Annotated in this window: 16 protein-coding genes and 1 rRNA gene; 11 read left to right on the top strand and 6 right to left on the bottom strand. The window is 44.4% G+C overall.

The window, feature by feature from the left end; all coding sequences use genetic code 11:
- The first annotated feature begins 100 nt into the window (after nucleotides 1-100).
- The 5 genes from AK822_RS13025 (at nucleotide 101) to AK822_RS13005 (ending at nucleotide 7,582) form a co-directional block, all read left to right on the top strand.
- Nucleotides 101-1,000 (top strand): CBS domain-containing protein, encoded by a 900-nt coding sequence (locus AK822_RS13025; RefSeq protein WP_060491942.1) that lies wholly within the window; start codon nucleotides 101-103, stop codon nucleotides 998-1,000.
- Between the two features lie 244 nt (nucleotides 1,001-1,244).
- On the top strand, nucleotides 1,245-2,828 hold the full coding sequence (gene lnt, locus AK822_RS13020) for an apolipoprotein N-acyltransferase (RefSeq protein ID WP_060491941.1): 1,584 nt from the start codon (nucleotides 1,245-1,247) through the stop codon (nucleotides 2,826-2,828).
- A gap of 180 nt (nucleotides 2,829-3,008) precedes the next feature.
- Nucleotides 3,009-3,446, top strand: a complete 438-nt coding sequence (locus AK822_RS13015) for a hypothetical protein (RefSeq protein ID WP_060491940.1) — start codon at nucleotides 3,009-3,011, stop codon at nucleotides 3,444-3,446.
- Nucleotides 3,447-3,801: 355 nt separating this feature from the next.
- A complete protein-coding gene (locus AK822_RS13010; RefSeq protein WP_055125320.1) occupies nucleotides 3,802-5,364 on the top strand; it encodes a peptide MFS transporter in 1,563 nt (520 codons plus the stop codon).
- Nucleotides 5,365-5,764: 400 nt separating this feature from the next.
- Entirely contained in the window at nucleotides 5,765-7,582 is a 1,818-nt protein-coding gene (locus AK822_RS13005; RefSeq protein WP_060491939.1) for an aminopeptidase P family protein, read from the top strand.
- A 124-nt stretch (nucleotides 7,583-7,706) separates the two neighbouring features.
- On the opposite strand, the gene AK822_RS13000 is transcribed toward AK822_RS13005, so the two are convergent.
- From AK822_RS13000 to AK822_RS12990, 3 genes are all read right to left on the bottom strand, one after another.
- Nucleotides 7,707-8,537 (bottom strand): cell envelope integrity TolA family protein, encoded by an 831-nt coding sequence (locus tag AK822_RS13000; protein WP_060491938.1) that lies wholly within the window; start codon nucleotides 8,535-8,537, stop codon nucleotides 7,707-7,709.
- Between the two features lie 115 nt (nucleotides 8,538-8,652).
- Nucleotides 8,653-10,032, bottom strand: a complete 1,380-nt coding sequence (gene fabF, locus AK822_RS12995) for a beta-ketoacyl-ACP synthase II (RefSeq protein ID WP_205628052.1) — start codon at nucleotides 10,030-10,032, stop codon at nucleotides 8,653-8,655.
- A 96-nt stretch (nucleotides 10,033-10,128) separates the two neighbouring features.
- Nucleotides 10,129-11,454: an anhydro-N-acetylmuramic acid kinase gene (locus tag AK822_RS12990; RefSeq protein WP_060491937.1), complete on the bottom strand. Its 1,326-nt coding sequence runs from the start codon at nucleotides 11,452-11,454 to the stop codon at nucleotides 10,129-10,131.
- Nucleotides 11,455-11,573: 119 nt separating this feature from the next.
- On the opposite strand from AK822_RS12990, the gene tyrS reads away from it, so the two are divergent.
- From tyrS to AK822_RS12975, 3 genes are all read left to right on the top strand, one after another.
- Nucleotides 11,574-12,785, top strand: a complete 1,212-nt coding sequence (gene tyrS, locus AK822_RS12985; protein WP_060491936.1) for a tyrosine--tRNA ligase — start codon at nucleotides 11,574-11,576, stop codon at nucleotides 12,783-12,785.
- Between the two features lie 60 nt (nucleotides 12,786-12,845).
- Entirely contained in the window at nucleotides 12,846-13,265 is a 420-nt protein-coding gene (locus AK822_RS12980; RefSeq protein WP_322843176.1) for a GNAT family N-acetyltransferase, read from the top strand.
- A 192-nt stretch (nucleotides 13,266-13,457) separates the two neighbouring features.
- On the top strand, nucleotides 13,458-13,694 hold the full coding sequence (locus tag AK822_RS12975) for a DUF1653 domain-containing protein (protein WP_060491935.1): 237 nt from the start codon (nucleotides 13,458-13,460) through the stop codon (nucleotides 13,692-13,694).
- A 67-nt stretch (nucleotides 13,695-13,761) separates the two neighbouring features.
- On the opposite strand, the gene AK822_RS12970 is transcribed toward AK822_RS12975, so the two are convergent.
- Nucleotides 13,762-14,718: an alpha/beta fold hydrolase gene (locus AK822_RS12970; protein WP_060491934.1), complete on the bottom strand. Its 957-nt coding sequence runs from the start codon at nucleotides 14,716-14,718 to the stop codon at nucleotides 13,762-13,764.
- Between the two features lie 218 nt (nucleotides 14,719-14,936).
- On the opposite strand from AK822_RS12970, the gene AK822_RS12965 reads away from it, so the two are divergent.
- On the top strand, nucleotides 14,937-15,593 hold the full coding sequence (locus AK822_RS12965; RefSeq protein WP_060491933.1) for a hypothetical protein: 657 nt from the start codon (nucleotides 14,937-14,939) through the stop codon (nucleotides 15,591-15,593).
- A gap of 24 nt (nucleotides 15,594-15,617) precedes the next feature.
- On the opposite strand, the gene AK822_RS12960 is transcribed toward AK822_RS12965, so the two are convergent.
- Both AK822_RS12960 and upp read right to left on the bottom strand, forming a co-directional pair.
- A complete protein-coding gene (locus tag AK822_RS12960; RefSeq protein ID WP_060491932.1) occupies nucleotides 15,618-16,370 on the bottom strand; it encodes an SDR family NAD(P)-dependent oxidoreductase in 753 nt (250 codons plus the stop codon).
- A gap of 78 nt (nucleotides 16,371-16,448) precedes the next feature.
- Nucleotides 16,449-17,096: a uracil phosphoribosyltransferase gene (upp, locus tag AK822_RS12955; protein WP_045445969.1), complete on the bottom strand. Its 648-nt coding sequence runs from the start codon at nucleotides 17,094-17,096 to the stop codon at nucleotides 16,449-16,451.
- A gap of 271 nt (nucleotides 17,097-17,367) precedes the next feature.
- Between upp and AK822_RS12950 the strand changes: the two genes are divergently transcribed.
- Together AK822_RS12950 and AK822_RS12945 are read left to right on the top strand one after the other, a co-directional pair.
- A complete protein-coding gene (locus tag AK822_RS12950; protein WP_087945652.1) occupies nucleotides 17,368-18,066 on the top strand; it encodes a DNA glycosylase in 699 nt (232 codons plus the stop codon).
- Between the two features lie 630 nt (nucleotides 18,067-18,696).
- A 16S ribosomal RNA gene (locus AK822_RS12945) occupies nucleotides 18,697-20,235 on the top strand.
- Nucleotides 20,236-20,239: the final 4 nt, after the last annotated feature.

Below are 20,239 nucleotides of genomic sequence, written 5' to 3'. Positions count from 1 at the left end.
TATTTGCTGTATTCATCCCCATCTACGTCTGTTATTACGTATTATTGTTTTTACGTATTATTTTAATTGTTATTAACTAAAGAGGTTAAATCACATCACCATGTCTGACGACACTCCCAGCCCGAGTAGTTGGTCGATGCGCGGCTTAAAACGCTGGCTATCGACCGCCCCCGAAACCCGTGACGAATTGATTCGTCTGGTACAAGACTCGCGCCAGTTCTTAGAGCCTGATACCGTCGATATGTTAGAAGGCGTGCTGGATCTGCCTGCGACACAAGTGCGCGAAATTATGACGCCGCGCCCGCAAGTGGTTGGGCTGCACGAAAGCACCAGTCTCGCTGAGGTGATGGATATCATCCTTGAGACCACCCATTCGCGTTATCCTGTCTTTGACAGTCAAGATGATGATGCCGTCATTGGTATCCTCTTGGCAAAAGATTTGATTCCTATTCTTGTGCATATGGTGCGCGATCAAGAAGATAAAATCGATAGCAAACGTTTGAGAGATCTGGTACGTCAGCCGCTATATATTAGTGAGACGGCACGCTCTGATACCTTGTTACGCTCATTGCAGCGTACCCAAGTACATATGGCGATTGTCGTCGATGAATTCGGCAACTTTGGCGGTGTTGTTACCATGGAAGACTTGCTTGAAGAGATTGTCGGTGACATCGTCGATGAGCATGATGACTTCGATGAAGACAGTGATATCAATAACATCGTCGCTGATCCTGAAAAACCAAATACCTGGCGTGTGCAAGCGTCTACCGTGATTGAAGACTGTAATGATGAGCTTGGCAGTCATTTTGATGATACGGATGTCGATACCATGGGTGGTCTGGTCATGCAGGCGCTTGGTTATGTAGGTGATTTGGAAGGTGAAAGTGTGGTGATAGATGATTGGAAAATCACTATTACTGATGTTGAAGGGCGTTTTATCCAAAATCTTGAGCTCACCAAAATCAATCCTGCTCAGCAAATATTGATAGGCAGTCATTGATATGTCGATAGCGACCTAAACATTGTTTGATATACTCAAAAAAACACGATTGCGGTCGTGTTTTTTTTGTGTTTGCTATTGGGTATTTGCTACGCAATGTTACCTATTAATGGGTTGAGACTGGTATCATGGGCAGGTTTAACTTTTAGATACTGTACAAAACACAATACGGTCTGCTTCAGCTTGGTTTTTATCTGAATGTTGACGCTTAAAATTTTGAAAAATATGGTTTTGGATAACTGCTATGCGCCTGTCTACTGTTGATTTACAAAAACGCCTGAACCCTGACAAGCCAAAGGGTTTGCCTATAGCGCTGACGGTATTGATTGCGTTGTTGGCAGGGGCAGTGTTTATATTTGCACTTGCGCCTTATGGCATTTGGCCACTGGCGCTAGTGTCGCCTGCTATTTTATATGCCTTATTGATGCCTGATATGAGTGGCAAGCGTGCTTTTCTTATCGGTCAGGCTTACGGTACGGGACTTTGGTGCGTTGGTGCATTTTGGTTATACACCTCTATTCATGTCTATGGCGATACGCCAGCATGGCTTGCGCTGATTATGATCGCGCTGATGGGGTTAGGCATGGGCTTGTTTCATGGCTTTTTGGCGTTGGTTTTCAACCGTATGGTCGGTCGTCAGCCGTTGTCGTTTGCGGCGCTATGGATATTACAAGAGTGGCTGAAAACGTGGCTGTTCACTGGATTTCCGTGGTTGTTTGTCGGTTATGCCTTTACGGAGCAGTATTGGTTATCGTCATTAGCACCAGTCGCTGGCGTCTTTGCAGTGTCTTTTGTGGCGGTATTATTGGCAGCCAGTTTGGTTGAGCTATTGCGTCGCCGTGGCGGATATATGATTCCGTCGATAGCATTGTTGGTAATTAGCAGCGCGTTATGGTTGATGAATCCGCAATGGACGAAACCAAAAGGTACGCCTGATTTGTCCGTGTCCTTAATCCAAGGTAATATTCCACAAGATTTAAAATGGCTCACCGAATATCAAATAGAAACCCTGAAAATTTATGCAACTCTGACCAGTACTGAGTGGGATCGCGATATCGTCTTATGGCCAGAATCCTCGATTCCTATGTTTCAAGATGAAGCGATTGGTTTTATCAGTGAAATGGTTAAAATGGCCAAAGAAACAGATACCACGTGGGTAACAGGTATTCCTTATAGAGATTTAGAAAACTTTGACCCAAAAACGGATAAATATCCGCCATTTTATAATAGCGTGGTTGCGCTAGGTAGTGACGCTGAGGGCATGTATAAAAAGCAGCGCCTGGTACCATTTGGTGAATATATTCCCTTCGAAGGCATGTTAGATATCTTGCCAAACCTTGCTGGTAGTCAAGAAATCATGAGCTATAGTCGTGGTAGTGACAACCAATCACCGCTGCGTGTACGTGGTCATAATTTGGGCTCAGCAGTCTGTTATGAAGTGGCTTACCCTGATACCACTCGTAAAAACGCGATTGGCACGGACTTCTTATTGACCATCTCAAACGATGCTTGGTTTGGTACGTCGGCAGGTCCATTGCAACATCTGCAAATGGTGCAGATGCGCGCGCTAGAGAATGGGCGTTGGTTTATGCGTGCGACCAATACGGGCGTGACCGCGATCATCGATCATAAAGGTCGTATCGTCGAGCGTGCACCGCAGTTTGAGCGCACCGTATTGCGCGGTGATGTTCAGGCGCGGGTTGGTAATACACCTTTTATGAGCTTCGGTAATTATCCGATTCTTTTTATCATTACGCTGTTACTTGTCTTGAGCTACTTTGGTAAGCGTGGGATGCCGCAACCGCGTTTGGGTAAGTCGCTAAAATAACTGGCTATTATTACAAGTCATAATGAATCGCTAGAATGGGTTATGAGAATTAACCACAAAAGCGAGTGGCAAAGTTTGTTGATAATAAATCCTTTAAATACTTAAGGGTTTTAACAAATCGGTACGAATTGCGATATAATAGACCAATATTTTAAATATTTTGTGCAAGGTGGATAAGGTATGTCAGAACATATTGTCGAAAACAACCCTAAGAAAGAGTTCTTATTTGCTTTAGGCGGTGTTGCCTTATTTTTAGGTATCGTCTTACTTATTGGTATTTCTGGATTTTTGCGTCCAGCAGGCGAGCACATTACTGCTGAGACAACCGAAACGTCAGCGGCGGCTGATGAAGCAGAAGCGATTGCTGCTGAAGACACTGCGCCAGCTGAAACAGCACCTGTAGCTGCGGATGCTACAGCGACTGATACTGCTGCAGATGCAAGCGTCACCCCAGCGACCGATACTGATAGCGCTGTGGTTACCGCAGAAGCTGGTACTGCCACTGCTTCTGGTACAGTCAGTCAAACTGCGGTTGCAGATGCTGATCTAACGGCTGAGCAAGCAGACGGTGATTTGGAAGCGGGTGATACCACTGATGAAGCGGTAGCCGCACAGTAATATACGTAAGTCGATGCTACCTTTTTAAATGTACAGCTCGACAAACCGCTTCGCTTAAAGCCTAAGTATTTTCGCTTAAAACCTAAGTGTTTTTGCTTAAAAACTAAGTATTATGGCAATATTATTGTAATACCGTAAGCACAACAGCATCGTCATCAATGCCATTGATGCTAAGAATAAAAGCCCGCTTTCAGCCAATGATAGCGGGCTTTTTTGTGGGTATTTGTGTAATTATTGACCAATTATTTCTTTACTTGATTATATCCAATTGAAACAATGATGCGCCTATATGACCGCTTGTCGGGATAATTATATGTTTGGTCGTTAATACAGTGGTCTTTAAAGGAATAAAGTTATGAGTACAGAATCAAAGTCAGAGGTTAGTGCTGCTGAATTGGCAGCACTAGATAATGGATTTATGGGGCACCCTAAGCCGCTACGTCCATTGTTTTTCACAGAAATGTGGGAGCGATTCTCTTATTATAGTATCCGTCCACTATTAGTATTATTTATGGTAGCGACCGTCGGTAGTGGCGGTTTTGGTTTCGATGAGGTCACAGCTTCTGCTATCTATGGTATTTTTGCTGGTTCGTTATATTTAGCGGCAGTACCGGGTGGCTGGTTGGCTGATAATTGGCTCGGTCAAGAGCGTGCACTGTGGTGGGGTAGTATTATTATCGCCCTTGGTCATTTGTGTATCGCACTATCCGCTATGCTTGGGATGACGCTGTTTTTTGTGGGTTTGATGTGTATCGTTCTCGGTTCAGGCTTATTTAAAACCTGTATCTCCGTGATGGTCGGAACGTTGTACCCTAAAGGCGATGCACGCCGTGATAGTGGCTTTACTCTATTTTATATGGGTATCAATATTGGTGCGCTACTGGCTGCCCTTATCGTTGGCGTATTTAAAGAAAAAGGTATGTGGCATGTAGGCTTTGGTGTCGGTGGTCTTGGCATGTTAGCTTCACTATTGATTTATCGGTTTTCAGCTAAAAAAACCTTAAATCGTTATGCTCGTGCCAAAAACATTACGCCTGAATGGGAACAAACGACTGGACGTTTCAAAAATGTAGGTCGCTGGGTTGGCGGGTTTCTCGCGCTACTTGCTGCCATTACTGTCTTAGTGTCGACTGGTATTATGCCATTTAACCCTGAAATGGTTGCTCAGTATATGACTTACCTCATTGCAGCAGTCGTCATACTATACTTTGCTGTCATGTTTATTTCACCGCGATTGGATAAAACTGACAAGCTGCGTTTGTTAATTTGTTTTATCTTAATCATCGGCTCGACGCTATTTTGGTCAAGCTTTGAGCAGCAGCCAACGTCTTTTAACCTGTTCGCTGATCGCTATACAGACCTGAATGTTTTAGGCTTTGAAGTGCCTAGTATTTGGTTCCAATCGCTCAATCCTTTGTTTATTTTAATATTAGCGCCGATCATTAGCATTGTTTGGGTCAAGCTTGCCAATCGAGGCCTTGAGCCAAATAGTATGGTAAAGTTTGCGCTTGGTATGTTGTTTGCCGCTGCAGGCTTTGCTTTGATGATATTTGCCTCAAAAAGCATTTTGACTAGCGATGGTGGATTGGCTTCACCTTTATGGTTAGTGGGTAGTTTATTATTGCTAACACTTGGTGAATTGGCGCTCAGCCCTGTCGGGTTGTCTGCGATGACTAAGCTTGCGCCAAAAGGCATGCAAGGTCAGATGATGGGGCTTTTCTTTGCTTCTCTCGCTTTAGGTAATTTGGTTGCTGCGTTCTTTGGTGGTCAAGTATCAGCGGATAAGATCGAAGGGTTGCCGGGCTTATTTACGATGATGACAATCTTTTTGGTGGTCACAGCCGTTGTCTTATTGGCATTAGCCAAACCGATCAATAATATGCTGCAAAAAAGCGAGCGTGCAGATAAGCTGAGCTAATTCAGACATACAGTTAACGTGATTTAGTATCAATAGCAATACCAGCAAAAATGTTAGATGGCGAGACGTGTTACCATGATTGGTAGCACGTTTTATGGTGACACTTAGTAAGTTATTGCCCCCACGCTATTGAAAGTCCGCTTTCCGCCCAAACATCTAATAATGCTCTGCTGTAATGCTCCTAAAAATAGTTAGCCTTATCTATCTGGTCATTGACAACACTTTAATTTTTAAGACATTAAGCGTCTTACGCAGGTTGTTTAGATGCTAAGCATTCAGTGAATGATAAATAGCAAACGCCTAAAACAGTTTACTCGCTCAAATAAGACGACTATCCATAGTCGCCTCACAATATGATTTTTCCAAATCTTATTTTTTAAAATCAATAAGGACACCTTTTATGAATAAACAAAGCATCCACGATCGTATCGACAGCCTACGTCAGGCGTTGGTAGCACAAGATCTGACCGCGATTATCGTACCGTCTGCTGATCCGCATTTATCTGAGTATCTGCCAGAATATTGGCAAGCGCGCTTATGGTTATCAGGATTCACAGGCTCAGTCGGTACGCTCGTTGTTACCGCTGATTTTGCTGGATTATGGACGGACAGCCGCTATTGGGTACATGCCGCTGACCAATTAGAAGGTACTGGTATTAGCTTAGAGAAGCTTGCACCGGGTCAGCCGAATCATATTGATTGGCTCGCCGAGCATTTGGCTGAGGGTGATAGCGTGGCAGTCGATGGTAATGTATTGTCTATATCTGAGCAAGATAGATTGTTAAATGCCTTTGATGCCAATGATATTACGTTAATCACTGAGCGTGACGTATTGACAGAAATATGGAGCGATCGTCCAGCGCTACCTACTGCCAGTCTATATCAACACGATGCGCAGTTTGTCGCGCAGTCTGCTACCTCAAAACTTGCCGCTGTACGCGCAGGTATGGCTGAGGCAGGCGCAACCCATCACTTGCTTTCAAGCTTAGACGATATTGCTTGGTTGACCAATTTACGCGGCGCTGATGTTGATTATAACCCTGTGTTTTTGGCACATATGCTCATTAGCGAACATGACGCGACATTGTTTATCGATAATAATAAAGTAAGTAGCGAGATAGCACAAAGCTTAAAAGACAGCGGTATCACCCTTGCTGATTATGACGCTGTGCAAGATGCGTTGGGCACATTGACTGCTGATGACTTATTGCTATTAGACCCAAGTAAAGTGGCAGTAGGTACGTTATCTAAAATGGGCGATGGCATAGGTTTTATTGAGCGAATGGCGCCAAGTACGTTGCTAAAATCAGTTAAATCTGACGCTGATATCGACCATGTGCGTGAAGCCATGCGTCAAGATGGTGCAGCATTAAGTGAGTTTTTTGCCGCATTTGAGCAGCGTTTAGCAGACGGTGAGCGTTTAAGCGAGCTGGACGTTGATAGTATGCTCATCGAAGTGCGCAGTCAGCAGCCACATTATGTATCGCCAAGTTTCCCGACTATCGCAGGCTTTAATGAAAATGGTGCGCTGCCACATTATCGTGCAACACCAGAAAAATTCAGCTACCTTGATGTGGTCGAGGGCGAAGGTGGATTGTTACTGATTGACTCAGGCGCTCAGTATCAAAACGGCACCACAGACATCACTCGTGTGGTCGGTATTGGACAGGTAAGCAGCGAACACAAACGTGACTTTACCACCGTACTCAAAGCCCATATTGCCTTAGCAAAAGCGCATTTCCCTGATGGTATCGCCTCACCACTCATCGATGCGATATGCCGTGCACCATTATGGCAGGCACAGATGGATTATGGTCACGGTACTGGTCATGGCGTTGGTTATTTCTTGAACGTCCATGAAGGCCCACAAGTGATTGCTTATAGTGCCAGCATGCCGAAAGAGCGCGCGATGAAAGAGGGCATGATCTCAAGTAATGAGCCAGGTCTATACCGTGAAGGCAAATACGGTATTCGTATTGAGAACCTGATGGTTAATAAACGTGTTGCCCAGCCTATAGAAACGGAATTCGGCGATTTTCTTAATTTTGAAACTGTCACTTATTGCCCAATTGATACCCGTTTAATTGAGTCGTCATTATTAACTCAAATCGAAATTGATTGGTTGAATAACTATCATAGCCAAGTCTATGCAGAGCTAAAAGACCGCGTTGAAGGTGCGGCACTTGACTGGCTGACTGAGCGGACTAAGGCTATCTAAAGTAAACGCTCATATCGACGAATCTAAAATGAAAAAACCCCCGTAAAGTTTACGGGGGTTTTTTAGTACTAGGAATTTGTTACTGAGGATTTATTGCTAAAAGGTGATGCGTAGGAAGCAGCGTTTAGCTTTTTTTCGATTCTTTGTCAGTTCCTACTTCATCTTCGCTTAGATTTTGAGTCACTTCAGCACGTAACCAAGATTTTAAATTCTCAGACATCAGCATCATTTGCTCACTGAGATAATCATCAATTTGCATTTCCAACTCACGGATCATCTCTTGATGCGTGGTACTTAGTTTTGCATCTTTCAGTGCCAGTTTGATGGCGGCGCTGGCTTTGTCATTGACCGCTTTTATACTGTGGTCGTCATTGATATGCTTGTCATGAGCGACATTAGCATGTTCACTAATGGTTTTGTTCTCAGAACTAGATTGCGTCGCAGCCGATTTTTCAACATTTTGGTTTTTTTCAACCGTGTTATCAATGCTGAGCGATTCTGAATCACTCGCATCATTGGTGTTCATAGCGGTCGTTTTATCAGCAAGATTATTCTTCTCAGCGGCTATTTGCTCAGTTTTCTGTTGTTCTTTTTGCGCGGTATCTGCTGCTTCTTTTAATCTAGCACTTTCTTTTAATCTGGCATCCTCTGCCGCTTTTACTTTTTGTTGTTCTTCTCGCTGCTGTTTTTCTGCGGTCGCTTGCTCTTCGGCCTTTTTGTCAGTAATGGCTTTAGCGATGGCTTGCTCCGCTTCATGGTTTTCGTAGAGCTCATCGATGTGGGTATCCAAATCATGAGTATTAAAGACAAAGCTTTCAAATGGGGTATCGTTTTGCAGTAAGGTGGTGATGTCTTTTAGCTCTTGGGTAATTGCTGCGCGAATAGGTTCAGGCGCACACGTCCAGCGCTGGTAAAACTGATGGGAAAATGAGTAGCTTGACATGGTATCGTCCATAAATGTTCCAAAAATTACCCCTTATCATACGCAAATACGATAAGGGGCTGCAAGTGGACAAACGTAGTAAATCTGACACCAAGGTTACAACGACCGATATGGTGAGTTTTATACCTTAATGATTCACGGGCCAGCGCGCAAATACTAACGAGCCATTGGTACCACCAAAGCCAAAGCTATTGGATACGGCATACTGTAGGTTTTCAACTTTGCGCGATTGGTTGGCGACATAGTCGAGGTTACAGTTGTCTTCCACATTGTCCAAATTAATGGTGGGTGGCACATGCTGATGCTGTAGGGCAAGGACGGTGAATATGGCTTCAACAGCACCCGCGGCACCAAGCAAATGACCCGTCATCGATTTGGTTGAGCTGACCAAAATGCGGTCTTTAACTGGGGCAAAAACGGTTTCAATAGCAATAGATTCAGCGACATCACCCGCAGGGGTGCTGGTGCCATGAGCATTGACATAACCAATACTCGATGGCTCAATACCTGCATCATTTAGGGCATTACGCATCGCTCGTGCCGCGCCGCTGCCATCTTCAGGCGGTGCTGTGATGTGACTGGCGTCATCACTCATCCCAAAGCCGACCAGTTCAGCGAGTATGGTTGCACCGCGTGCTTTGGCATGAGCGAGGCTTTCTAGTACCACCATACCCGCGCCATCACCGAGCACAAAGCCATCACGGTCTTTGTCAAAGGGACGCGAGGCTTTGGTTGGCTCGTCATTACGAGTTGAGAGGGCATGCATGGCACCAAAACCTGATATGCCAAGTGGGCTGGAGCCTTTTTCACTACCACCTGCTAGCATGACATCGGCGTCACCATAAGCAATCAAACGTGCAGCGAGACCCATCGCATGGGTAGCGGTGGTACAAGCCGTCGATGTCGCAAGGTTGGGACCTTTTAAGGTATGTTTAATGGCCACTAAGCCTGCTGCCATATTCACAATAGAGCCAGGAATGATAAAGGGCGAAACTTTCATAGCGCCTTTTTCTCGTAGCGTATCGCGACTGTTTTCAATGGTTTGGATACCACCAATACCTGAGCCTAAAATAATGCCGAATCGCTCTTGATCGACATTTTGCACAGGTGCATCAGCAGCACTTACTTCATCGATAAAACCAGCGTTCTGTAATGCCATACTAGAGGCGGCAATACCATAATGAATAAATTCATCATAGCGTCGCGCGTCTTTGGCATTCATATATTGCTTGGCATCGAAATCCTTGACCACGCCAGCAATTTGAGCGCGATAGCCAGTAGCATCAAAATGTGTAATTGGCGCGATGCCGCTATCACCATTGAGCAGCTTAGTCCATGAGCTATCGACGTCGAGTCCCAAAGGTGTTAACGCACCCATACCCGTAATTACGACGCGCAAGTCATCGCCACGCTCATAGTGCGGTAGTTTCTGACGCGGTTGATACTCTGCTGTTGCGCTAGCATCATTGGTGGCTTGATCAGTAAGTGAACTGCTGTGTTGGCTCATGCGATATATCCTATACTTACGAGTCCTAAGAGGAGGGTATTTCAGAATTCATTATAAAACACATAAGTGCACGTGTGTAAACTAAAAATTGACCAGTCAGGCGAAACAAACCTGACCCAAAACCACGCCTTTACTGGCGCCGGTGACAGCTGGTAAGTTACCCGTTTCACCCATCAGGGTTTGCCGTGCGAGCCATGCAAAGGCGACGGCTTCGACCCACGCTGGATTCAGCCCTAAGCTTGCGGTGGTCTCTACCGTGCAATGGGGCAGATGCGCTTGCAAGCGAGTCATCAAATAATCGTTTAATGCACCGCCACCACAGACGTAAACCGAGCTATTTTCATGAGCATTAATAAACATATTAATTTGCATACTGGCACTCATCGCTGTCAGCTCAGTAAGCGTTGCCTGCACATCCGCTGACGAATAGCGAATATGGGCAGATGCCTGATCGAACTTTTGCAGTTCATCCTGTAGCCATACTAAGTTAAAATCTTCACGCCCTGTACTTTTTGGATACGTTCGTGCAAAAAACGGATGTTCTATTAGCTGATTAAGTAGCGGCTCAACCACTTGTCCAGACTGTGCCCAAGTGCCGCCAGCATCATAATCTTTATCAGTATGCAATGCCGTCCACGCATCCAATAATAAATTCGCAGGACCCGTATCATAACCAATCACAGGGCTATCGTTTGCTGGCAAGACTGTGATATTGGCAATACCGCCTAAATTTAATAACACGCGCGTGCTATCAGGCGTGGCAAATAACGCTTGATGAAAAGCTGGAACCAAAGGCGCTCCTTGACCACCAACCGCCATATCGCGGCGGCGAAAATCGCTGACGACGCTAATGCCAGTACGCTCAGCAATGATATTGGCATCGACCAATTGCAAGCTAAAGCCCAGTTGCGGACGATGGCGTACCGTTTGACCGTGACAGCCAATCGCTAGCACCGACTCTACATCAGTATTCGATTGCTGCAATAAATTATTGACCACCTCGCTGGCAAATTCAGCGTATTCTTTACTTGCCCAACCGAACCAGTCTAATTCGCTGTTTGGTTCACCCTCTGCGGGTACTAACTCTTGCACACCATTAGGCTGACATAAAGCCAATAACACTTCACGCAAACGCGGCGGAAATTCTTGGCTATGAGTTGCTAACAGTCGCATCGGTTGCTGAGTGTTTTCTTCCCCACCGAATTGACAAAGAACCGCATCCATCCCATCTAAGCTGGTGCCAGACATCATGCCAATATATAAGCCATCATCGAAGTTTTCAAACACCGTTTGCTCAAGCGCATCGGTCAAGGTGGCATAATTTAAATCGTCATCTAAAGTTTTATCCAAAGTGTTATTTAAATTATCGTCATAATTTATAGTTGAATCATTAGTATCAGCAATCGATGCAGGGTTGGTCATGGCAATTTACCTTAAAAAACGCTAGTATATCTCTCAAATTCTAACATCTTTTACTGGCTATGAGATTCTAAATAGCCCAAACGCGTTACCCTTTTAATAAAGACAATAAAGAGAGCATCATGACCACTCAAACCTACACCCTAGAAGAACAGCTTGCCCTGATCCAACGCGGTACGCAAGAAATCCTATCTGAAGAAGATTTGATTAAGAAGCTTAAACTCAATCGCCCGCTACGTATCAAAGCAGGCTTTGACCCTACTGCCCCTGACCTGCATTTGGGTCATACCGTGTTGATTAATAAGCTGAAGCATTTTCAAGATTTGGGTCATGAGATTTATTTTCTAATCGGCGATTATACCGCCAAAATTGGCGACCCTTCTGGCAAAAACAGCACGCGTCCGCCATTGACCGATGAGCAAATCAAAGTCAATGCACAGACTTATGCGGAACAAGTTTTTAAAATTTTGGATAAAGAAAAAACCAAGATTGTCTTTAACTCTGAATGGTTCAAGGATATGTCGGCGGGCGATATGATTCAGCTTTCTAGCCAGCTGACTGTCTCGCGTATGCTTGAGCGCGATGACTTCTCTAAACGCTATGCCGCACAAACCCCAATCGCCATTCATGAGTTTTTATACCCATTGGTGCAAGGCTATGATTCTATCGCATTAAAAGCGGATGTCGAGCTTGGCGGTACTGACCAAACCTTTAACATCCTAATGGGACGTACCCTGCAAGGTCGTTATGGTCAAGAGCCACAAGTTTGTATTACGGTGCCAATCTTAGAAGGGCTAGACGGCGTCAATAAAATGTCTAAATCCCTGAATAACTATGTCGGCATTTATGATGCACCGGGCACCATGTACCAAAAACTTCTATCAATGCCAGACACCTTAATCCGTCGCTACTTTGAATTTTTAAGCTTTAAGCCGATGGAAGAAGTTGAAGCGTTAATGGCAGAGATGGAAAATGGTCGCAATCCACAAGAAATTAAACGTATTCTGGCTAAAGAATTAATCGAGCGTTTCCATGATGCCGATGCTGCTGCCAATGCGCATAAATCAGCGGGCAACGTCTTAGCGGATGGTGAACTGCCTGTTGATTTGCCAGAAGTGACGCTAGATTTGGAAGGTGCTGAGGCGCTATTTATTACTCAAGTACTCAACCAAGCTGGATTGGCTAAAAATAGCTCATCTGCTAAAGATATGATTAAACGTGGCGCGGTGAAAGTAGATGGCGAAGTTGTTGATGCAGGCTTTAGCTTAACGTCTGGTCAGACAGTCGTCATTCAAGCAGGCAAAAAGGCTTATGCGAAAGTGACGGTAGGGTAGTTAAAAAATTGAGTTAGGTAGCCAAAGTTTCTAAGTTCATTATGGCTTAAGGAGAAGTATATGTTAGCCCTTCCTACGTTATCAAGTAATGGCATTACCCTTAAGCCGTTGACGCTAAGTCATGCAACTGACTTAGCCGAAGCTTGCCAAGATGGTGAACTATGGAAAATAAATGAGACATCAGTACCTGAGCCAGACAAGGTTATTGACTATATTAATACCGCAACATCAATGGCTGATAGAAAAGCCTTTGTCGTCATTGATGACTTAACTGGAAAAGCGATTGGATCAACAAGTTTCCACGATATTTTACCTTTTGCAAAACGTCTAGAGATTGGCTATACCTGGTATGCAAAGTCGTACTGGCGAACGCATGTCAATACGACCTGTAAGCTCATGCTACTAACTCATATATTTGAAACTTTAGACTATCAAACCGTAGGCTGGCGCACGGATATTGGCAATCATCGCTCACAATGAGCCATTGAGCGTTTAGGTGCTAAAAAAGATGGGGTGATTCGAGGCAACCGAGTCTGCCGCGATGGCGTTATTTCAGATACAGTGATGTATAGCTTAAGAAAATCTGAGTGGCTACGAGTAAAGTTAGAGCTGACGAAAAAACTTAATGATGCTCACTAAGCTTTTATAACAATTAATACAAGTAAGAAAATTATGACTAAACAACTTCAAAGTGTCCCTCAAGGTATTTACCGCCACTATAAAGGCAGCCTGTATCAAGTGTTGCACACTGCTCAGCATTCGGAAACCCAAGAAGCATTAGTCGTTTATCGCTGCCTATACGGTGAGTATGGCGTATGGGTACGACCGTTATCTATGTTTTCTGAAACGGTTGAAGTTGAGGGTAAGCAAGTGCCGCGATTTGAGCTGACCAAAGCGTTAGCTGATTAATGATTAAAATTTATTGCTCACATAAAAAAGCGACTTTTGGAGTCGCTTTTTTTATATAAATGAACAACTAATCCTGCAAAAATTCCTTCAATACTTTATAAAACCCAATTGGCTCATCCATTGGTACCGCATGACCTGAGCGCGGTAACACGACCTCAGTTGCATTAGGTAGTATTTGGGTGACTTGTTGCTGCCACTTAGCATCGTAAAGTTTGGAGCGACCACCGATGAGGTTAACCACTGGAATAGTGACCCGCTCTATCGCACCGCGAAAGTCATAGGGTAGTGTCAAATAGGCTTGTAAGCAGCGCATTTTATGATGCCAAATACTGTGATTGTAAAGCGCAAGTTTGGGGTCATTTTTATAAGTCATCACTTGTATAAACGCTTTCGAGCGCGTTCGATTAACAGATAATAGAGAAAACAATCGTTCGATATCCGTTGCACGGCGTTTTAGAGCAAACGGTAGGTGGGTAAAGCTTTTTATTTCAGCATAAGGTAAAGTTTTCTCAATTACCTCGTGAAAGATATCGAATACTTCTTGCTGCCGCGCACCAAACAGTCCACCTTGCCAATCAGACTGATTATGGATAGCAGGACTTTGGTCAATATTCAAATAATGGCTGATTTTCGCGCTGCCATAACGCTCAAAATACGCCCACATTACTTGTGCGCCCATCGAAATAGCGGCAACTGGCACAGATTCTATATTGCGCGCCAAGCAAATTTTCTCTATGACAACGCTAATATCATCGGCATATTGCCTTACAAAATCAAATTGGGTCAGCTTAATATCTTTTGCGGCACCAAATCCTCGTAGATGCGGCAGGTAAAATGCATATTTGCCAAGCAAAGGAAAAATAAATGGCAAAAACTCACGCGCGTCCATACCATAAGCATGCAGTAATATTACAGGCTTGCCGCTGCCTATGACTGACACTGGTAGCAGCGTACCGTCAGTTAAAGTGATGTCAATCGTTTTCAACTGGTAGTTAGTAGGCAAGTTGATTAAGTTTTTATTCATAAGGCAATGTACCTTGTTTTCATTAAGCTGTTTTACCAAGTCGATTGAGCCAAAATGTATCGTAGCAAAAGTCTTTATCTCATTTCTAAAAGACTGCTATATTAAAGCAGGTAATTAACCATAGCATAAAAGCTGTTTAGGGTTAAAAGTAGTGACTTGCCATAGACTTTGACCAATCGAATCAAACGTCAGCAAGTAAAATATAAGGATATTAAGGTATGAACAAGCTGACGTTACCATTGCTTGATAGCAGCCTATATCCACAATTTTGGCAGCAGCAAACATTTACCAATCCGCAGGCGCTATTGATGGCAATGCTGACAGCGGATATTACGCCAGATGCCGATGTTTTCACTAGGCAGTTACTAGCTAATGATACTTATCAAGAGTGGATTAATAGCAGTGTATTTGGGCGTTACTTGCAGCGTAATTTTACGGCGTTCTTTCAGCAAGCAGAAGACAGTTTTAATGCAGATATGCCTTTGCTGTTTCGTCAAGAGTTAATGCGACACGCGCAGTATTTACCACTAGAGCAAGTCTTGTTTTTTGCAGGGGATTTGCCAAAAAGTGTGCGTCAAACAAAAGTTTTAAGCACCACTGTTAATCCTGCCACAGTCATCATTAATGCTCAGAAGTTAAGTGCAAAAGCTACGATGAATAATCCGACCATCATTATTAATCAGATAGTGGTGAAAGGTAAACACGTATTGGGATTTCCGATACGCCATAATAAACGTACTAGCGAGCGCTTGCGCAATGAGGTATTGATTTTAGACTTTCAGGATTTACGCTTGGTCAATGAAGAGAATGTTAGTAGCAAAAAAAGAAGCAATATAAAGGAATCTATATTGCTTCGCTCTTATGAATTACGTTAGTGAGCCAAACGGTCAGCTAAAATTTTAAGAATCTTGCTTAGCAATCGTCAGCCCGTTATAAGTTTGCGCAACTGGCATCACTTCTAAACGATTGACGTTAATATGAGCAGGCGATTCAATCAGCCATAATAAAATATCGCCAATATCATCGCCGGTCATGGTTTTAAAGCCGTCGTAAACCTTGGCGGCTTTATCGTCATCGCCGTGGTAACGCACATTTGAAAATTCAGTGCCCGCGACATTACCCGGTTCAAGGTTGGTCACGCGCACTTGCGTACCGATGAGATCCGCGCGCAGATTTAGGCTAAACTGTTTGACAAAGGCTTTGGTCGCACCATAGACGTTGCCACCAAAATAAGGCCAACTGCCAGCGATTGAACCAACATTGATAATATAACCGCTATCGCGCGCCACCATCGCTGGCAAGACTGCATGGGTTAGCGCCATCAACCCTTTCACATTGGTATCAGTCATACGCATCCAGTCATCAAGATTTGCCTTGTGCGCAGGCTCTGTACCTAACGCTAGCCCAGCGTTATTGACCAAGACATCGATTTGACTAAAGTCAGCAGGCAAATCAGCAATGATTTGCGGGATAGTAGCCGTGTCACTCACATCCATCACCACAGGTAAAAATGCTTCGCCTAAAGTGTCTGCTAAAGCATTTAGTTTGTCTAAGCGTCTGGCACAGCCAATCACGCGATGACCATTGGCAACCAAACGCTCGGCCAGCGCTTTACCAAAACCTGCGCTTGCTCCTGTAATCAATACGTTCATCTTATATCCTTATCATTGATGTTTTGCACATGTGTCATGGGTGTTACGACGATAGCTAGTTTTGATTCATTTTTTTTCTTACTTGTTGAATAATTGCTTACCAAAGATTTTATCGCCCGCATCGCCTAAACCTGGGATGATATAACCGTGCTCATCCAAATGGCTGTCTAGTGCGGCGGTATAAATGGTGACGTCAGGATGTGCTTCATTGACCACACGTACGCCTTCAGGCGCGGCAACCAATACCAATGCTTTAATATTGGTACAGCCATTTTTCTTTAGCATCTCGATGGTCGCAACCATAGATCCGCCAGTGGCTAACATTGGGTCAATGATAAGGGCTGGGCGTTTGTCCATATGGCTGACAAATTTTTCAAAGAACGGCACAGGTTGTAAGGTTTCTTCATCACGCTGTAAACCGACGACAGAGATTTTTGCTGTAGGAATCAAATCGAGTACCCCGTCCAACATGCCAATACCCGCACGTAAAATCGGTACAATCGTTGCGGTCTTACCGATGATTTGTTCACCTGTGATTTCACCGCACCAGCCTTGCATTGGGAAGGTTTCAATTTCAAAATCACGGCTTGCTTCATATGCCATCAAGCGTGCAAGCTCTTTGGTCAACGTGCGAAACTTATAAGTGCTACAGTCTTTTTCGCGCATAAGGCTGAGTTTATGACGGACTAACGGGTGATCAATGACGGTGATTTTTAAGTCGCTCATAAGGTTTCTCTTGGTTTTTGGTCTGATGCTTGCGCAGTTACTGCGGTTGCCATTAGTATAAAAGATACAAACACTTACTGCACTTCAACCTTATATCTATCTCAAAAATAGTAAGCTTACTGCTTTGATAATAAAGTAAGCCAAGTATATTTATGGCAGGGTTGGTTTTATTTAAGCCGACTATGTTTGACTATAATAGCGCCCTAATAAATGAAGCAGTGTTTAGGCTTGCTATAATAGCAAAAAAACCGCTTTTCTGATGAAGAATCTTATGACTACACAACCATATCACACCCAGAATAATACGCATCAAACCGATAATCGCTTGATATTATCTGAAGCCCAAGCAGCAGAGGTAGAAACGCATCCGTTCGCTCCCGTTTTACCACCTAATGCTACGGTAATGATGATGGGTACTTTTCCACCGACCGCTGATAAATGGGCAATGCCATTTCACTATCCAAACTTTTACAATGACATGTGGCGTATCTATGGTAGTGTTTTTTTTGATGACGTGGATTATTTTAGAGTAGGGGATGAGAAGCGCTTTGATCCTGAGCGTATTCGCGCCTTTATGTTCGAGCGCGGAATTGCTTCTTGTCCGACCGTCAAGCAAGCGATTCGCGAGACTGGTAATGCCTCAGATAAGAACTTAACCGTTGTCATACCCGTTGACCTAGATAGTATATTGCCACAAGTGCCAAAGGTTGAAACCTTATTTACCACGGGCGGTAAAGCAACAGAAGTGCTGCTTGGTTTATTAGCCGAGCCACCTGCTAAATCCAAGTATCCTAAGACCAATCAAAGTATGGATTATCCATATCAATGGCAAAACGAGCACAATCGAAAAGTGGATATAAATAATCTTACCTTATATAGGTTGCCTTCAACCTCGCGTGCCTATCCTTTAGCCTTAGATAAAAAAGTCGCTGCTTACAAAGACTTCTTCAAAAAGATAGGCAAGCTGTAATGTAAAGTTGCCATTTATAGAAAGAGGTAAGCAATTTTAAGGGAAAAAAGCTATCCTTGCTCAAAATCTCATACACTGCCGCCCGATTGAAGCAAAAGTAGCGTCGCCATTCTGCCAATTTAGTCTAATCACCAAGTTTATTTGAATTAAGCTAAAATAGCCCTTGACTAAAGATTCAAACTCTATATAATACGCCCCACAGCAAAGGAAGCTAAGCAGTAAGTTAACCAACTTATTACTTAGATTACCAAGCTAAGACAAAACATAAAAAAGCTTGACAAATCAAATCATTATGATAAGATAGTCGGCTCGCTAGATAGCTTGACCTGAAAGGGTTTGAGACTAAACAGCAAGAGAATTACCCTATATATCAGTTACTGGACGACAGTGATTGAGCACTATTTAAAAGCATAACTAAAGAACAACTTGTGTGGATTTTTGCTGATTCAGAATGCTAAAAAATAAAGTTGGTTTTAACTCCTTTTCGGAGTTCATTCTAACTATAAAAATTATCATTTAAGACAGCAGAAAAACTCAAAGTTAATTCATTACGAACATAATTTTTAGCGATTTTGCCAGATTAGATGAGCCAAGTTTAGAAGCTTCTTTAAAGAGCTTCATAGCAAGATTAAACTGAAGAGTTTGATCATGGCTCAGATTGAACGCTGGCGGCAGGCTTAACACATGCAAGTCGAGCGGTAACAGGAGAAGCTTGCTTCTCGCTGACGAGCGGCGGACGGGTGAGTAATACTTAGGAATCTACCTAGTAGTGGGGGATAGCACGGGGAAACTCGTATTAATACCGCATACGACCTACGGGAGAAAGGGGGCAGTTTACTGCTCTCGCTATTAGATGAGCCTAAGTCGGATTAGCTAGATGGTGGGGTAAAGGCCTACCATGGCGACGATCTGTAGCTGGTCTGAGAGGATGATCAGCCACACCGGGACTGAGACACGGCCCGGACTCCTACGGGAGGCAGCAGTGGGGAATATTGGACAATGGGGGAAACCCTGATCCAGCCATGCCGCGTGTGTGAAGAAGGCCTTTTGGTTGTAAAGCACTTTAAGCAGTGAAGAAGACTCCATGGTTAATACCCATGGACGATGACATTAGCTGCAGAATAAGCACCGGCTAACTCTGTGCCAGCAGCCGCGGTAATACAGAGGGTGCAAGCGTTAATCGGAATTACTGGGCGTAAAGGGAGCGTAGGTGGCTCTATAAGTCAGATGTGAAATCCCCGGGCTTAACCTGGGAACTGCATCTGAAACTGTAGAGCTAGAGTATGTGAGAGGAAGGTAGAATTCCAGGTGTAGCGGTGAAATGCGTAGAGATCTGGAGGAATACCGATGGCGAAGGCAGCCTTCTGGCATAATACTGACACTGAGGCTCGAAAGCGTGGGTAGCAAACAGGATTAGATACCCTGGTAGTCCACGCCGTAAACGATGTCTACTAGTCGTTGGGTCCCTTGAGGACTTAGTGACGCAGCTAACGCAATAAGTAGACCGCCTGGGGAGTACGGCCGCAAGGTTAAAACTCAAATGAATTGACGGGGGCCCGCACAAGCGGTGGAGCATGTGGTTTAATTCGATGCAACGCGAAGAACCTTACCTGGTCTTGACATATCTAGAATCCTGCAGAGATGCGGGAGTGCCTTCGGGAATTAGAATACAGGTGCTGCATGGCTGTCGTCAGCTCGTGTCGTGAGATGTTGGGTTAAGTCCCGCAACGAGCGCAACCCTTGTCCTTAGTTACCAGCGGGTTAAGCCGGGAACTCTAAGGATACTGCCAGTGACAAACTGGAGGAAGGCGGGGACGACGTCAAGTCATCATGGCCCTTACGACCAGGGCTACACACGTGCTACAATGGTAGGTACAGAGGGCAGCTACACAGCGATGTGATGCGAATCTCAAAAAGCCTATCGTAGTCCAGATTGGAGTCTGCAACTCGACTCCATGAAGTAGGAATCGCTAGTAATCGCGGATCAGAATGCCGCGGTGAATACGTTCCCGGGCCTTGTACACACCGCCCGTCACACCATGGGAGTTGATTGCACCAGAAGTGGATAGCTTAACCTTCGGGGGAGCGTTCACCACGGTGTGGTTGATGACTGGGGTGAAGTCGTAACAAGGTAGCCGTAGGGGAACCTGCGGCTGGATCACCTCCTTATAGA

Origin of the sequence: Psychrobacter sp. P11F6, assembly GCF_001435295.1 — a bacterium.
Classification (GTDB): domain Bacteria; phylum Pseudomonadota; class Gammaproteobacteria; order Pseudomonadales; family Moraxellaceae; genus Psychrobacter.
The sequence above is the reverse complement of the archived record's forward strand: the minus strand, read 5'-3'. Positions and strand labels throughout refer to the sequence as shown.